The sequence below is a fragment of the Roseateles sp. GW823-FHT07B05 genome, assembly GCF_058794515.1.
On the sequence record NZ_JBXAGX010000003.1, the window covers coordinates 417852 to 432667 of the forward strand.

Consider the following 14816-nt stretch of genomic DNA (forward strand, 5'->3'; position numbering starts at 1 on the left):
GGTCATCCCTCCGGCTCGTCCGTGCCCTTGTACGCGGTGGTCAGCGCCGCCTGGGTGTGGGGCGGCACCGCCTCGTAGTGCGACAGCAGCAGCGTGTAGCGCCCTTCGCCGGCCGTCATCGCGTTCAGCCGCGTCTGGTAGCTGGCCAGTTCGGCCAGCGGCGCCAGGCCCTGCACGATGAGGCTGCCGGGCACGGCGGCGCGGGTGCCGTTGACCTGGCCGCGGCGCGAGGCGAGGTCGCCGGTGATGTCGCCGATGCCGTGCTCCGGCGCGGTGATCTCGACCTGCACGATGGGCTCCAGCACCAGTGGCTGCGCGGCCCGCACGGCCTCGATCAGTGCGCGGCGGCCGGCGGTGACGAAGGCGATCTCCTTGCTGTCCACCGAGTGGTGCTTGCCGTCAAAGACGACGACGCGCAGGTCGACGAGCGGATAGCCGGCGATGACGCCGCTGACCAGCGCGGAACGCACGCCCTTCTCGACGGCGGGCATGAACTGGCCCGGGATGGTGCCGCCCTTGACCGCGTCGACGAACTCGAAACCGGCGCCGCGCGGCAGCGGCTCGACGCGCAGGTAGACCTCGCCGAACTGCCCCGCGCCGCCGCTCTGCTTCTTGTGGCGGTAGTGGCCCTCGGCGGGCGCCGAGATGGTTTCGCGGTAGGCGATGCGCGGCGGCTCGGTGACGACCTCGCCCTTGTAGAGCTCGCGCACGCGCTCCAGCAGCAGGCGCAGGTGCAGCTCGCCGAGGCCGTAGACCAGCGTCTGGTGGGTCTCGCCTGCCTGCTCGATGCGCAGGCAGGGGTCTTCGTCCACCAGCCGGGCCAGCACCTCCCACAGCTTCTGCTCGTCGCCGCGGCGTGCGGGCGCGATGGCCAGGCCGTGCACCGGGGTCGGGAAGTCCAGTGCCTTCAGGAAGATGTGCTCGTCCTCCTGCGCGTCGTGCAGCACGGCGTCGAAGGCGAGGTCGTCCACCTTGGCGATGGCGCACAGGTCGCCCGGCAGCGCCTCGTCGATGTCGATGTGTTTCGCGCCCTGCAGCATGAACAGGTGGGCCACGCGGATGGGCTTGCGGGCATGGCCCACGTACAGCTGGCCGCCCTTGGCGACGCGGCCCTGGTGCACGCGCAGCACGCCCATCTTGCCGAGGTAGGGGTCGGCCACGATCTTGAAGACATGCGCCAGCACGTGCGCGGCCGGGTCGGGCGTGGCGGGGTAGGGCAGGGGCCCGGGGCCCTTGCCCTCCAGGAACGGCGGCGGGTTGCCCTCGGCCGGGTTGGGCATCAGCGCCTCAATGGCCGCCAGCAGCTCGCCGACGCCGGCGCCGGTCTTCGCGGAGCAGAAGCACACCGGGATCAGGTGGCCCTCGCGCAGCGCCTGCTCCAGCGGCGCGTGCAGCTCCTTCGGGTCGACGTCGCCATCGGTCAGGTAGCGGTCGACGAAGGCGGCGTCCACTTCCACGACCTGCTCGACGAGGGCGCGGTGCGCGTCGGCCACGGACGAAAAATCGGCCTCTCCCGAGGCCGCAAAGAAGCAATCCGCCACGCGCCGGCTGCCGTCGGCCGGCAGGTTCAGCGGCAGGCACTCCTTGCCGAACACCTCGCGGATCTGCGTCAGCAGCCCGGGCAGGTCCACGCCCGGCGCGTCGATCTTGTTGACGACGATGAGCCGCGCCAGCCCGCGCTCGCCGGCCGCGGTCAGCAGGCGCTGGGCCATCAGCTCGATGCCGTTCTGCGCGTTGATGACGACCAGCGCCGTGTCCGCCGCCTCCAGCGCGGGCAGCGCCTGGCCGACGAAGTCCGGCGCGCCGGGTGTGTCGATGGCATGCACGCGAATGCCGCCGTGCGTGAAGTGCGCGAGGCTGGACTGCAGCGAATGGCCCAGGCGCTTTTCCAGCGGGTCGTGGTCGCTGACCGTGCTGCCGCGCTCGATGCTGCCGGCCTGCGGGATGGCGCCGGCATGCGCCAGCAGCGCGTCCAGCAGCAGCGTCTTGCCGGCGGCCGCGGGGCCCACCAGCGCGACCGTGCGGATCGCGCTCACTCGTGAATCCAGGGCCATCGGACTCTCCTCGTGTGGAGCGGCCAGCGTAGGGGATGCCGCATCGCGCGGCAAGCGCAGAATCGCGCCGATGCAAGCCCGACTCAGCGCCCTCCTGTTCGCCCTGCTGGCCGCTTCGGCCCAGGCCCAGCCCACCCCGGCCGACGACCTGCCCGCCATGCTGGCCGAGGTCAGCCCCGCGCGCATCGAGGCGCGCATCCGCAAGCTGGTGGGCTTCGGCACGCGACACACGCTGTCGGACATCGCGTCCGACACCCGCGGCATCGGCGCCGCGCGGCGCTGGATCACCGCCGAGCTGCAGGCCTGCGCGAAGGCGCCGGGCAGCCGGCTGAAGGTGGAGGAGCAGAGCTTCATCGAGCCCGCCGGCGCGCGGGTGCCGCAGCCGACCGAGCTGGTCAACATCGTCGCGACGCTGCCCGGCCGCGGCGTCAGCAAGGGGCGGCTGCTGGTCGTCAGCGGCCACTACGACTCGCGCAACAGCGACGTGATGGACGCGCTGGGCGAGGCGCCGGGCGCCAACGACGACGCGTCGGGCACGGCCGTCATCATGGAGCTGGCCTGCGTGATGGCGACGCGCCAGTTCGACGCGACGCTGGTCTTCATGGCCGTGCCGGGCGAGGAGCAGGGCCTGCTGGGCGCCGCGCAGTGGGCCCGCGATGCGCGCGCCGAGGGGCTGAACGTGGAGGCCATGGCCACCAACGACATCGTCGGCAGCTCGCGCGGCGACGCCGGCCAGCGCGACCCCAAGCGCATGCGGCTGTTTGCCGACGGGCTGGACCCGCTGGTGCGGCTGCTGATGCAGGCGCAGGCCAACCGGCCCGCGTCCGCCGCGGACCAGAAGGCCTTCACCGCGATGCAGGCCGAGCTGCTGCCGCTGCTGCAGGCCGGCGCCAACGAGGACCTGCCGACCCACCAGCTGGGCCGCCACCTGAAGGCGGCCGCCGAGGCGGCGATGCCCGGCTTCACGGTGCAGCTGATCCAGCGCCGCGACCGCTACCTGCGCGGCGGCGACCACCTGCCCTTCCTGGAGCGCGGCTACGCGGCCGTGCGCTTTTCGGAGCCCTTCGAGAACTTCGCCCATCAGCACCAGAACCCCAGGACGGAAAACGGCGTCGTCTACGGCGACCTGCCCGAGTTCGTCGACTTCGCCTATGTGGCCGACGTCACGCGCGCGAACCTGGCCGGCTTCGCGACGCTGGCCTGGGCGCCGGCGCCGCCGAAAGGCGTGCGGCTGGACGCCAGCGGGCTGACCAACGACTCGACGCTGGAATGGCAGGCCGGCGACGACCCCGAGGTGGCCGGCTACCGTGTCGTCTGGCGTGACACCGATTCGGCCACCTGGCAACAGGCCCGCGATGTGGGCAAGACCACGCGCGTGACGCTGCCGGTGTCCAAGGACAACGTCATCTTCGGCGTGCAGGCGCTGTCGAAGAAGGGCTACGCCAGCCTGGCGAGCTACCCGCTGCCCAAGCGCTAGCCGGCCAGCACCAGCTCGCCGTCGGGGTAGCGCGAGGCCATGAAGTCCACGAAGGCCTTGACCTTGGGGCTGGCCAGGCGGCGCGACGTGTGCAGCACCCACAGCGCCACGTCCGGGCCCACGGCCCCCCAGGCCGCGAGCGCGCCGCTGGCCAGCTGCGGCCCGACGATGGACCGCGGCAGCAGCGTGACGCCCGCGCCGGCCAGCGCGGCGTCGCGCAGCATCAGCATCGACGACAGCCGCAGCACGGGCACCGGCGCCAGCACGAGCCCGCTGCCCTCCAGTGCCCAGGTGTCGCCGTCGCGGAAGGCGTTGACGACGGCCTCCACGCGCACCGGCTCGGCTCCGGGCGGCGGCATGGCGATGGACGGCGCCGCCACGACGACGAGGCGGTCAGTCGCGAAGCGCCGGCCGACGAGGGCCGTGTCCGGCCGCGGGTTGGGGCGGATCGCCACGTCGAACTGCTCGTCGACGAGGTTCACGACGCGGTCTTCGGCCACCACATCGACGGTGACGTCCGGGTAGAGGCGCCGGAACTCGGCCGTCAGCCGCCCCATCGCCAGCTGCGCGAACAGCACCGGCGTGGCGATGCGCAGCCGCCCGCTGACCCGGCCCGTGCCCTCGCGGGCGGCGGTGAGGGCGTCGGCCACCTCGTGCAGCGGGCCTTCGGTGCGGCTCAGCAGCAGCTGGCCGGCCTCGGTCAGCTCCAGCCCCTTGGCGCTGCGCTCGATGAGGCGCACGCCCAACTGCTCCTCCAGTTCGGCCACGCGCCGGGACAGCGTCGCCTTGGAGCGCCGGCTGGCGCGGCTGGCCCGCCCGAAGCCGCCGTGGGTGGCCACGAGGTTGAAGTCGGCCAGCGCGTTCAGGTCCATGTGTTTTGAAATCAAGACGGTTTGTCTTGATTTTGGCGTCTGTGTTTATCGGATGCAACGGCCTATCTTTCGTTCCGTGCTTTCCCACAACCCTTCTGAATCACGGAGTTTTCCCATGAGCATCCTCGTCATCGGCGCCACCGGCACCATCGGCTCCCTCGTCGTCCAGGGCCTGGCCCACCAGGGCGCGGACGTCACCGCGCTGGTCCGCAAGACCGGCACGCTGTCGCTGCCCGCAGGCGTCAAGGGCGCCGTCGCCGACCTCACGGACGTGGCCTCCATGCGCCGCGCCATGGCCGGCGTGCGCACGCTGTTCCTGCTGAATGCGCTGGCCGCCGACGAGGTGACCCAGTCGTTGCAGGCATTGAATGTCGCCCGCGAGCTGGGCATCCAGCGCATCGTCTACCTGTCGGTCATCAACGCGGACCTCTACACCGATGTGCCGCACTTCGCCGGCAAATACACGGTGGAACGCATGATCGAGTCGCTGGACCTGCCGGCCACCATCCTGCGGCCGGCCTACTTCATGCAGAACGACGTGCAGATCCAGCCCGTCGTCGAGGGCTACGGCGTGTTCCCGATGCCCATCGGTGCGGTGGGCTGCGCGATGGTGGATGCGCGCGACATCGCCGATGTCGCCGTGGCCGAACTGCTGCGCCGCGACCGCGCGCCGGCGCCGCTGCCGCGCCTGACGCTGGAAGTCGTCGGCCCGGAAGTCATCAACGGCCCGCAGGCGGCGGCCGTGTGGAGCCAGGCGCTGGGCCGCGACATCCACTACGCCGGCGACGACGTGCAGGCCTTTGAGGCGCAACTGGCGCAGAACGCGCCGGGCTGGATGGCCTACGACCTGCGGCTGATGATGAGCCGCATCCAGCAGATCGGCCAGCTCGCCGCCGACGGCGCCGTGCAGACGCTGGAACAGCGGCTGGGCCGGCCGCTGCGCACCTACGCGGCCTTCGTCGCCGAACGCGTGGCGGCCACGCCGGCGGCTTAAAGAAAGCCCAGGCTGCGCCGGCTGCCGAAGTTGGGCAGGTTGGGCAGGATGGTGTCCAGCTGCGTGGCGCTGGCGCCCATCCAGCCCAGCAGCGTGGCGGCGTACTGGTCCACCGAGCTGGTGGGAATCCAGCGGCCGTGCTGCTCCCAGCTGTCCACGCCGACGTCGTCCGGCCCGCCCAGCGCCAGCGTCGGGTAGCTGCCGTAGAAGCCGCCCTTGACCGCGCCGCCCAGCACGAGGTGGTGGTTGCCCCAGGCGTGGTCGGTGCCGCTGCTGTTGTTGGGCTTGAAGGTGCGGCCGAAGTCGCTCTGCGTGAACGTGGTGACCGCATCGGCCAGCCCCAGCGCCGTCAGCGCGGCCTGGAAGCAGGCCAGCGCGTCGCCCAGCTGCTTGAGCAGCCCGGCGTGGTGGCCGGAGACGGCGTCGCTGCCGATCTGGCCGCCGTGCGTGTCGAAGCCGCCCAGTTGCGCGAAGTAGATCTGCCGGCTGCCGCCCAGCGTGGCGCGCACGTCCAGCAGCTTGGCCGCCTGGTAGAGCTGCTTGGCCAGGCCCGTCGTCACGTTGCCGTTGGCGATCAGCGGCGCGAACGCGGCGTCGATGGCGGCGTTGCTGCCGGCCTCGCCCGGCTTGCGCTTGACCAGCGGGCCCAGCTGCTCCGACAGCGCCATCGCGTCGCGCTGCTGCTTTTCGAACGCGCCGGCCAGGTCGGTGTCGGTCTCGGCGGACACGGCCTTCAGCGCGTCCAGCTTCAGCGCGTTGGGCTTCCAGGTCAGGTCCGACGCGGCCAGACCGGCGGCGCCGAAGCCGTCCCCCGGGCCGGGCAGCACCAGCGGCGCGGCCAGCTCCGACAGGCCGAAGCGGCCGTTGCCGCCGACGCTGATGACCGGCTGCGCCAGCCCCAGCGTGGCCGATGCGCGGCCGCCCCAGCCGGTGCGGCTCTGCGCATCGGTGCTGCCGGACTCCCACAGCACCTGCTGGTCGCTGTGCGAGAACAGGCTGGGCGGCGTCACCTGCGACTTGCCGGCGTCGGCGCGGTACTGCGCCTTGGTCAGCGGCGCGCTCAGCGGGCCGACGTTGAACTGCACGGCCATGCGGCCGGCGGCGAACAGCGGGTTCAGCGCGGCCAGGCTGGGGTGCAGGCCGTAGTCGCTGGTGCCCAGCCGCCCCAGGCTGCCCTGCGGCAGCGCCAGGCCGGCGCGCACGCGGGCGTAGTCGGCGTAGCGCGTCGTGTCCATCGGCGCGACGGTGTTCATGCCGTCGTTGCCGCCGTACAGGAAGATGCAGACCAGCGCCTTGAAGTCGGCCGCGCGGGCCGGGCGCAGCGGCGCGAGCGCGCCCAGCGTGCCCAGGCCCAGCGCGCCGGCAAGCAGGCGGCGGCGGCTGGGGGCGTGGTGGTGATGGTGGGACATGGAATGGACTCCCCGGCTCAGCGGACGATCTGGTACTGGGGCGCCGCGAACACGAGGTAGGCGGCCGTCTTCACGCGGTTGCGTTGCCAGGTCTTGGCGTCGGTCTTCTCGGTCCACCAGGACACGGCCTCCAGCACCTTGGCGCGTGCCGTGCTGGGCAGCGGTTCGCCATGGGCCAGCAGCGACAGGCGGTCGACCAGCTTGGCGGCGTCGGTGGCGTCGGCGTCGAACGCGTCCAGCGTCACCTGCGTGCCGGTCGCACCGGGCACGTTGGCCACCGGCTGCGAGCCGCCCCAGTTCAGCAGATAGGTCAGGTAGTTCAGCCGCTCCAGCGACGTGTTGGCGTTGTGGATGCCGAAGGCGCCGCCGGTCAGCTGCGTGCCGGGCACGGGGTAGTCCGGCGGGTAGAAATTGAAGACCGACGGCGAACGGAAGACGTGCTGGCGCAGCGTCTCGCCCCACCACCAGCCCAGCGCGTCGCCGTCGGTCTTGCCATTCAGCGCACGCAGCACGCCGGTCATCATCAGCACGGGTTCGCGCAGCCGGCCGCCGGCGCTGCCGGGCGCGGCGTCGCCGCGGGCCTCGGCGTCCAACAGCACGGCAGCCACCGTGGCCGCCAGGTCACCGTGCTTGCCGGCGCCGAAGCTCACGCCGTCCTTGCTGAACTTGCCGCTCTGGAACGCCGTGCTGACGCGCGTCACATAGCCGGCCGAGGGGTTGGAGCGCACCAGGGCCTGGATGAGCTGGCGGCCGATGAAGGGCGCCGCGTTGGGGTGGGCCAGCAGGCTGTCCAGCACGGCGTCCAGCGCCTGCGCGGGCGTGCTGCCGGCGGCCTTCTTGCCGCCGGCCAGCAGCGGGCGCTCGGCGGTGTCGTGCAGGCTGGCCAGCGGCGCCATCTCGCCGTCGTAGAACTGGCAGTTGGCGCCCTTGGGCTGGCAGGTCCACTTGGACTTGCCGCCGGCCGGGTAGGTCCAGCCCGTCAGCGCATAGGCGTAGTTGCGCACCATTGCGTTGTCGTAGGTGGGCTGGCACTTGCCGCCCTTGAGGCTGCCGTCGGCCTCCAGCAGGCAGGTGCCCAGGGAGAACAGCTGCAGCAGCTCGCGCGCGAAGTTCTCATTGGGCGCCGCCTTGTCGTTGTTGACGCCGTTCAGGTAGTCGCCCATCACCGGGCTGAGCGCCACGTGGCGCAGCACGTCGCGGTAGTTGCCGAAGGAGCTGTCCAGCAGCGCGTTCTGGTAGCGGCGCAGGCCGTAGGTGCCTTCCACCTCCAGGTTGCTGACGACGACGATCTGCTGCAGCGCAAAGGCCACGCGCTGGCGCAGCTGGTCGGGCTGGGCGACGGCGTTGCGGTAGAAGTCCCACAGCAGCGGCATGCTGGAAAACGCATCGCGCCAGCAGTTGTCGCCCTGGTTGGCTGCCTGGTCGCAGAAGCCCACGCCGGTGGTGTCCGTGTGCACGGCGCTGGTGCCGCCCAGCGTGTAGCGCGACGTGGCCGGCAGCTGCTGCTGCGCCTGCACCCAGGCGGCGGCGCTCTGCGTGCGCATCTGCGTGACCAGCGCCTCGGTGGCGCCGAAGCTGGCCTGCGAGGCCAGCCGCACGGCGTCGCGCTGCGTCATCGGCGGCGTGGCCGGGGTGGCGGCGACCGGCGGTGTCGTGATGCCGCCGGCGGGCGTGCTGGTGGGGCTGCTGCCACCTCCGCCACCGCCGCAGCCGGCCAGCAGCGCGGCGATGGAGATGGCCCACGCACTGGCGGGGGCGGCCCGGCGAGGGCGGGCAAGGGCAGGAAGGAGCAGGCGCATGGGATGGCGGCAAGGACGGCGGCCGCGCATGATGGCCGCGCCGGCGCAACGGCCGTAACGCCAGGTTGCCATGCCGTCGATGCGCTTACCAACGGCAACAAGCCGGCGCTTGATGTGCAGGGCGGCGTGATATCCCACACGGCTGTTGCGCGCCACACTGGCCCGCATCCTTCGCCGCAGGAGCCCCGCATGAACCCCACGCCTCTTCTCCGCCGCGCCGTGCTGTGCTGCCTGGCGTTGCTGTCGGCCTGCGGTGGTGGCGGCGGCAGCGCCCCGCCGGTGGCGGCCCCGGCGTCTTCGCCCGCGTCCGCGCCCACCGGCCCCGCCCGGGCCACGGCGCAGCCGGTGCGGCTCACCAACCCCTGGGGCCTGGCCCAGTTGCCCGACGGCAGCTGGCTGGTCACGCAGCGCACCGCCGGCCTCGTGCGCGTCGCGGCAGACCTGGCGACCAGCCAGCCCGTCACCGGCGCCCCTGCCGTGGACAGCGCCGGCCAGGGCGGGCTGCTGGATGTGGCACTGGACCCGGACTTCGCCACCACCGGCCTGGTCTTCCTCAGCTACGCCGAGCCCGGCAGCGGTGCCGAGGCGGGCAAGGCCGGCACCGCGGTCGCGCGGGCGCAGCTGGTTGGCAATGCGCTGCAGGGGCTGACGGTCATCTTCCGCCAGGCGCCCAAGGTGGCCGGCAGCGCGCACTACGGCTCGCGGCTGGTGTTCGCGCGCGACAAGACGCTGTTCATCACGCTGGGCGAGCGCCAGCTGGGCAGCCCGGCGCAGGACGTGGCGCAGACGCTGGGCAAGGTGGTGCGCGTGAACCGCGACGGCAGCCTCCCGGCCGACAACCCGTCCTTCGGCGCCGGCGCCCGGCCCGGCCTGTGGAGCCTTGGCCACCGCAACCCGCAGGGCGCGGCGCTGCACCCGGTGACCGGCGAGCTGTGGGTTAGCGAGCATGGCGCGCAGGGCGGTGACGAGATCAACATCGCCCGCGCAGGTGGCAACCACGGCTGGCCCACGGTCAGCTACGGCTGCAACTACGGCGACCCGGTGGGCACCGCCTGCGCCATCGGCGGCGGCGTGCACGCGCCGCGCTTCGTCGAGCCGCTGACCTGGTGGGTGCCGACCTCCATCGCGCCGTCCGGCATCGCGTTCTACGGCGGTGCGATGTTCCCGGAGTGGCAGGGCAACCTGTTCGTCGGCGCGCTGGCCGGCCAGGCGCTGTGGCGGCTGACGCTGTCGGGCGACGCCGTCACCAGCCGCGAGAAGCTGTTCGAGGACCTGGGCGAGCGCATCCGCGCCGTGAAGCCCGCGCCCGACGGCGCGCTGCTGCTGCTGACCGACAGCGGCAAGCTCATTCGGATCGCGCGCTGACCGGGCTTGGGGCTAGCAGGGCTGTCCAGCGGTTTGCGCGGTGCACGACGCCGCATCCAACTGCAGCACCAGCCCGCTCGGCGTGCGTGCGGTCATGCGCAGCAGCTTGTAGTCGGCGGCCGCCAGTGCCAGCGCGCCCAGCGTCGGGTTCAGCGCTGCCTTGAGCGTGGTGGGCGCCAGGTCCAGCGCGGCCAGCACATTGCCGCAGTTGGCGTCCAGCGAGCACAGCTGCACGCGGCTGACGACGGCATCGCCGCGCGGGAAGGTCCAGTCCGCGGTGAAGTTGGCCTTGGCGTTCGCCGCGCCCTTCAGCGCGGTCAGCGCCGTGCCGGTGGCGGCGGCCAGCGCCGGCCAGGGCTGGCCGCTCATGTTGGATGCCGTGATGGGCAGCTGGCCCGCCACGTCGATGCTGACCGCGCCGCCGTCGGCGCCCGCCAGCGGCGTGCTGCAGGCGCCGTCGCTGAACAGCGCGATCTTCATCACGCGGCCGGCGCGCACGAAGTTGCGCGCCGTCGCGTCGCCGGCCGCGCCGCTGGGCACGGGCAGCGTGACGACATCGACGCCGCGCGTCGCGCCGCTGGCCGGGTCCAGGCTGGGCGTCGCGTCGCTGGCGCTGATGCTCCACAGGCTCAGGTAGGTCGCGGTCGCCACCGGCTTGAACAGCGCCAGCGTCACGTCGCTGCCGCCGGTGTCCTTCTGCGTCGCGCGGGCGCACTGCAGGCCGGGGTAGGCGGGGATGCGGATGTCCAGGAAGCGGCCGTAGCTGTCGGTGGCGGTCTGGTCCACGCGGCGCTTCAGCACCAGCCGCGCCGTGGCGCTGGCCTGCACCTCCAGCCGGTTGCCCAGCAGCAGCCAGCCTGACGAGCGTTTCACGACGGTCTGGTCGATGCCGATCTGGCGCAGCACGTCCTTGGGCGTCGTGCCGGCCGGCGCGTTGGCCTTGGGCGCGGCGGTCTTGAAGATCAGCTTCACGCGGCACACCGGGTCGGTGCCGGTGAAGTCGCAGCGCGTCGGCACGGCCGGCAGCAGCGTGGCGCCCTCCAGCGATTCGGTGTCGCCCACCAGCAGGCCGCCCATGTGGCCACACAGCACCTGCACGGCCTGGTCACCGGTGAAGGTGGTCACCAGGTCGGCGCTGGCGCGGGCGGCCGTGTCCAGCAGCGGCTTGATGCCGTCGGTGGGGTTGGGGCACTTGAGGGCGACGGCCATGGCCGCGCCCAGCGCGCGGAACAGCGTGTCGATGCCGGCGTGGTCCACCTTGGCGGCCGATGCGTCGGTGGCCAGGCTGCCGCTGGTGGTGCCGGGCTCCAGGTAGGCCCAGCCGCTGCCCAGCGCGGGGCTCAGCGTCACGTAGGCCTTGGTGTCCAGGCCCCAGCTCACGTCGATGGCGTCCAGCACGCGGTCGTAGCCGGTGTGCGTACCGGGCGTCAGCGTGCCGGCCAGCAGGTCGAAGTCGGCGGCCAGACCGGCGTCGGTCAATGCCGATGCGATGACGGTGCGCACCTGCGTCTGCGCCGCGGCGAGCGCCGTGGCGGTGAGGCCCTGCACGGCGCCGGTCATCAGCGCCTCGGGCGGCTGGCCGCTGGCCAGCACGGTGACGGCGCTGGTCAGCGGCGTCAGGTTCAGTGTGCCGCCGTTGGGCGTGGCGCCCCACAGGCACATCGCGCGGTCGCCGGCCATGCCGCAGGCCTGCACACGGAACGGGCCGGCGCCGGTCAGCGTGATGGGGCCGTAAGCGCCCGTTGCCGCCGTCACGTCCTTGCCGCTGGCGATGACCTTGCCGGTCTCGTCCAGCACGGTCACCTTGCCGCCGGTCAGCGCCAGGCCGGCGGCGGCGATGCCCGACAGCGGGGAGGGCGGTGGCGGAGGCGGTGGCGGCGTGGGTGTCGGGCTGGGCGCGGGGGTGGGCGTGGGTGATGGCGCAGGCGTCGGAGTCGGCGCGGGAGCCGGCGTGGGGGTGGGCGACGGTGCGGGCGTCGGCGCCGGGGAGGGCGCCGGGGACGGCGTCGGTGCCGGCGAAGGCGCTGGCGCGGGGGACGGCGTTGGTGAGGGGGATGGTGCGGGAGCCGGCGTGGGCGTTGGCGACGGGGCCGGTGTGGGCGCCGGCGTCGGCATGGGCAGCGGGCTGGGCGTGGCGACCGGCGGCGGGGGCGTGATGGGGGTGTCGGTGCCGGCCGAGCCACCACCACCACCGCAGGCGGCCAGCGCCAGCATCACGGGCCAGGCACAGGCCGAGCGCCAGGAGGGCGCCGGCGGGGGAGTCAGCGGGGGCAGCGGGGAAGGAACGGCGTCAGGCATCCGGCCAGCCGCGCGGAGGCGGCACAACGGTCAGGGTCAGCCTGACTGTAGGCCGCCCGGCGCCGGGGTGATGGCCGGAACTGCGTGCCTGACGTGTGGTTTTGCGCCCGATCGGCGCTCAGTCGCGGTGGCCGTGGCCCCGGTCGTGGTGGTGATGATGGTGGTGGCGATGCCGGTCCTCGCGGCGCCAGCCGTCGTCGCGCCGCACGATGACGTTCTGGCGGTACCAGCCGTCCTGCACGAAGTACACCGGCGCGCCGCAGGCGCCGTACTGGCCGCAGTGGCGACGCCAGTCGTGGCGGTGGCCCGGCGGCACCCACAGGTAGACCGGTTCACGGTAGACCGGCCGGCCGATCACGACCGGCTGCGGCGCCACCAGCACGGGCTGCGGGTAGCGGCCGATGTCCACGCGGCCATAGATGCCGGGCTGGCTGAAGCCGATGGACACGCCGACGTCGCCGGCCTGCGCGGGCAGCGCGGCCAGGCCCAGCAGGGCCGGGGCCAGCCAGCGGGTGAGGGAGAGGTGGAAGTCGGTCATGGGGGCTCCTTGGCGGCCGCAGCCGCGGGTGCGTATTGAACGCGACGGCGCGCCGCTCGGTTGGCGCCGGCGCTGTAACAAAGGGCAGACGAGGCCCCGTCCTACAGGGCGGCCGGGGCTGCCCGCCGGCTGCCTAGGTTGCCGCGGCGCTCTTGCCGTCGGCGGGCTTGGCGGCGGGCTGGTCACGGCCGTCGGCCACGGCACGCAGCGACACCTGCAGCCCGCGCGACAGCTGGGCCTGCCATTGCCGCAGCGTGTCGACGGCCTGGCGCATCGCGCTGCTGGCCTGCACGTCCAGCGGGCGCGGGTCGTCGGCGGCGTTCAGCAGGCCGCTGGTCAGCAGCCCGCCCACCAGCGCGATGGCGATCAGCACCTGCAGGCCCCGGCGCTCGGGCGGCGTGGGCAGCGCGGCGGCGTCGGGCCCGCCGCGGAAGCGGTGCAGATGGGTGTGCCAGCCTTCGGAATGCGGGGTGATGGGGAAGCGCATGAGGCCCTCCTTGTCCGGCCTGGAATGGCGCCACGCGGTGGGCGGCGCCTTGGCGGCAGTGTGGGGGCGGGCGCTGCCGGGACCTGTCAGCAGCGGCAGGCCGCGGGTGTAGGACGTCAGGCCGCGGGTTCGGCCGCGGGGGTGTCCTCGGGCGGCTGCAGGTCGGGCCGGCGCGGCAGCCGCGCCAGCACCAGCGTGCCGCGGCCGGGCGAGGACAGCAGCTGCAGCGTGCCGCCCAGGCTCTCGATGCGGTAGCGCATGCCCAGCAGGCCGTGGTGGCCGGCGCCCACGGCGTCGGGGTTGAAGCCCTGGCCGTCGTCGCGGATCTGCAGCTGCAGCCAGCCGTCCGCCTCGCCCAGCGACACGCGCACCTGCCTGGCCTTGGCGTGGCGCAGCACGTTGGTCAGGGCCTCCTGCACCAGCCGGTACAGCGCCAGGCGGTCGGCGTCGTCGGTGGGGCAGTCGGCCAGCTCCAGGTTGAGCTGCAGGCCGGAGCGCTGCGCGAACTCCCGCGTCAGGATCTCCAGCGCCGGGATCAGGCCCAGGTTGGACAGCGCCGACGGCCGCAGGTCCTCGATGATGCGGCGCTTCAGCGCGATGCCCTGGTCCAGCAGCTCGCTCATGTGCCGCAGGCGCTCGTCGATGTCGGGCGCGGCTTTGGCCAGGCGGCGCACGCGGGCCACGTCGAGCTTGGCGGCGGTCAGCAGCGCGCCCAGCTCGTCGTGCAGCTCGCGGGCCAGCCGGGCGCGCTCGTCCTCGCGCACGGTCTGCAGGTGGCGGGCCAGCTCGGTCAGCTCGGCGGTGCGGTGCGCCACCTCGCCGTCCAGCCGGTCGCGCTCGCTGGCCAGCTCCAGGGCATGCTCGCGCCGCGCCTTGTGCAGCGCCTCGTTGCGGCGCAGGAAGACGGCCAGGCCGAACAGGCTCAGCACGGTCAGCCCGTGCGTGCCCAGTCGGCCGTAGGTCAGCGAGCGGTAGACAGCCTCGCGCTCCAGCGCGATCTGGCCCAGCTCGTGGCGGTCCAGCTGGCTGACGGCGTCGCGCACCGCCTGCATCTTCTCGCGGCCGATGTCCGACTCCACCAGCCCCTGCCAGGCCGGCGTGTTGCCCTCGCGGTAGAGCTGGATGACCAGCTGCAGCTCCGACAGCTTCTCGTTGGCGCGGCGGCTGGCGTCGGCCACCAGCGCGGCCCATTCGGAGCTTTCGTACTGGCCGCGCAGCCGCTGCAGCACGCCGGGCAGTTCGTGCTCGGCCAGCTGCACGGGGGCCAGGTAGTCCTCGCGCCCGGTCAGCAGGAAGCCGCGCTGGGCGGTCTCGGCGTTGGTCAGCAGCGCGCGCAGGCGCAGGCTGTCGTCGCGGGCGCGGTGGCGCGCCTGGGCCTGGGCGAGCGCGCGATCGGCGCCCCAGAAGGCGGCCTCGCTGACGCCCATGACGGCCGCCGCCGCCAGCGCGGCGATGGCCACGGCCAGGCCGCGCTTGCGGCTGGCGGTCTCCAGCCAGGGGTCGAGGCGGCGCAGCACCACGTG

The 14816-nt window shown here is 73.3% G+C and carries 11 protein-coding genes; 3 read left to right on the forward strand and 8 right to left on the reverse strand.

All coding sequences use genetic code 11. From position 1 onward, the window contains the following. Positions 1–2: 2 nt before the first annotated feature. The gene (fusA, locus tag AC1Q7O_RS10150) at positions 3–2054 is read right to left on the reverse strand and encodes an elongation factor G (RefSeq protein ID WP_492661549.1); all 2052 of its coding nucleotides are present in this window, start codon (positions 2052–2054) and stop codon (positions 3–5) included. Positions 2055–2124: 70 nt separating this feature from the next. Between fusA and AC1Q7O_RS10155 the strand changes: the two genes are divergently transcribed. Next, the gene (locus AC1Q7O_RS10155) at positions 2125–3531 is read left to right on the forward strand and encodes a M28 family metallopeptidase (RefSeq protein ID WP_492661548.1); all 1407 of its coding nucleotides are present in this window, start codon (positions 2125–2127) and stop codon (positions 3529–3531) included. On the opposite strand, the gene AC1Q7O_RS10160 is transcribed toward AC1Q7O_RS10155, so the two are convergent. Continuing rightward, the gene (locus AC1Q7O_RS10160; protein WP_492661566.1) at positions 3528–4403 is read right to left on the reverse strand and encodes a LysR family transcriptional regulator; all 876 of its coding nucleotides are present in this window, start codon (positions 4401–4403) and stop codon (positions 3528–3530) included. The genes AC1Q7O_RS10155 and AC1Q7O_RS10160 overlap by 4 nt on opposite strands. Before the next feature lie 115 nt (positions 4404–4518). On the opposite strand from AC1Q7O_RS10160, the gene AC1Q7O_RS10165 reads away from it, so the two are divergent. Then, positions 4519–5397, forward strand: coding sequence for an SDR family oxidoreductase (locus AC1Q7O_RS10165; RefSeq protein ID WP_492661547.1), 879 nt, complete (start codon positions 4519–4521; stop codon positions 5395–5397). Here AC1Q7O_RS10165 and AC1Q7O_RS10170 read toward each other — a convergent pair. Then, on the reverse strand, positions 5394–6806 hold the full coding sequence (locus AC1Q7O_RS10170; protein ID WP_492661546.1) for a DUF1501 domain-containing protein: 1413 nt from the start codon (positions 6804–6806) through the stop codon (positions 5394–5396). The genes AC1Q7O_RS10165 and AC1Q7O_RS10170 overlap by 4 nt on opposite strands. A 17-nt stretch (positions 6807–6823) precedes the next feature. Next, complete coding sequence (locus AC1Q7O_RS10175) at positions 6824–8605, reverse strand: DUF1800 family protein (RefSeq protein WP_492661545.1); 1782 nt, start codon at positions 8603–8605, stop codon at positions 6824–6826. A 189-nt stretch (positions 8606–8794) separates the two neighbouring features. Between AC1Q7O_RS10175 and AC1Q7O_RS10180 the strand changes: the two genes are divergently transcribed. Next, a complete protein-coding gene (locus AC1Q7O_RS10180) occupies positions 8795–9970 on the forward strand; it encodes a PQQ-dependent sugar dehydrogenase (protein WP_492661544.1) in 1176 nt (391 codons plus the stop codon). 12 nt (positions 9971–9982) lie between these two features. On the opposite strand, the gene AC1Q7O_RS10185 is transcribed toward AC1Q7O_RS10180, so the two are convergent. From AC1Q7O_RS10185 to AC1Q7O_RS10200, 4 genes are all read right to left on the reverse strand, one after another. Further along, positions 9983–12268, reverse strand: a complete 2286-nt coding sequence (locus AC1Q7O_RS10185; RefSeq protein ID WP_492662691.1) for a hypothetical protein — start codon at positions 12266–12268, stop codon at positions 9983–9985. Between the two features lie 118 nt (positions 12269–12386). After that, entirely contained in the window at positions 12387–12806 is a 420-nt protein-coding gene (locus AC1Q7O_RS10190) for a hypothetical protein (RefSeq protein ID WP_492661542.1), read from the reverse strand. A 133-nt stretch (positions 12807–12939) separates the two neighbouring features. Further along, on the reverse strand, positions 12940–13293 hold the full coding sequence (locus AC1Q7O_RS10195) for a hypothetical protein (RefSeq protein WP_492661541.1): 354 nt from the start codon (positions 13291–13293) through the stop codon (positions 12940–12942). Positions 13294–13409: 116 nt separating this feature from the next. Beyond that, entirely contained in the window at positions 13410–14810 is a 1401-nt protein-coding gene (locus AC1Q7O_RS10200; RefSeq protein ID WP_492661540.1) for a CHASE3 domain-containing protein, read from the reverse strand. Positions 14811–14816: the final 6 nt, after the last annotated feature.

What these genes read in the sequence shown, in the direction of transcription:
- AC1Q7O_RS10155 (WP_492661548.1), top strand. Translation starts at nt 2,125, where the DNA reads ATGCAAGCCCGACTCAGCGCCCTCCTGTTCGCCCTGCTGGCCGCTTCG.
- fusA (WP_492661549.1), bottom strand. Translation starts at nt 2,054, where the DNA reads ATGGCCCTGGATTCACGAGTGAGCGCGATCCGCACGGTCGCGCTGGTG.
- AC1Q7O_RS10180 (WP_492661544.1), top strand. Translation starts at nt 8,795, where the DNA reads ATGAACCCCACGCCTCTTCTCCGCCGCGCCGTGCTGTGCTGCCTGGCG.
- AC1Q7O_RS10190 (WP_492661542.1), bottom strand. Translation starts at nt 12,806, where the DNA reads ATGACCGACTTCCACCTCTCCCTCACCCGCTGGCTGGCCCCGGCCCTG.
- AC1Q7O_RS10195 (WP_492661541.1), bottom strand. Translation starts at nt 13,293, where the DNA reads ATGCGCTTCCCCATCACCCCGCATTCCGAAGGCTGGCACACCCATCTG.
- AC1Q7O_RS10170 (WP_492661546.1), bottom strand. Translation starts at nt 6,806, where the DNA reads ATGTCCCACCATCACCACCACGCCCCCAGCCGCCGCCGCCTGCTTGCC.
- AC1Q7O_RS10185 (WP_492662691.1), bottom strand. Translation starts at nt 12,268, where the DNA reads ATGCCTGACGCCGTTCCTTCCCCGCTGCCCCCGCTGACTCCCCCGCCG.
- AC1Q7O_RS10165 (WP_492661547.1), top strand. Translation starts at nt 4,519, where the DNA reads ATGAGCATCCTCGTCATCGGCGCCACCGGCACCATCGGCTCCCTCGTC.
- AC1Q7O_RS10160 (WP_492661566.1), bottom strand. Translation starts at nt 4,403, where the DNA reads ATGGACCTGAACGCGCTGGCCGACTTCAACCTCGTGGCCACCCACGGC.
- AC1Q7O_RS10175 (WP_492661545.1), bottom strand. Translation starts at nt 8,605, where the DNA reads ATGCGCCTGCTCCTTCCTGCCCTTGCCCGCCCTCGCCGGGCCGCCCCC.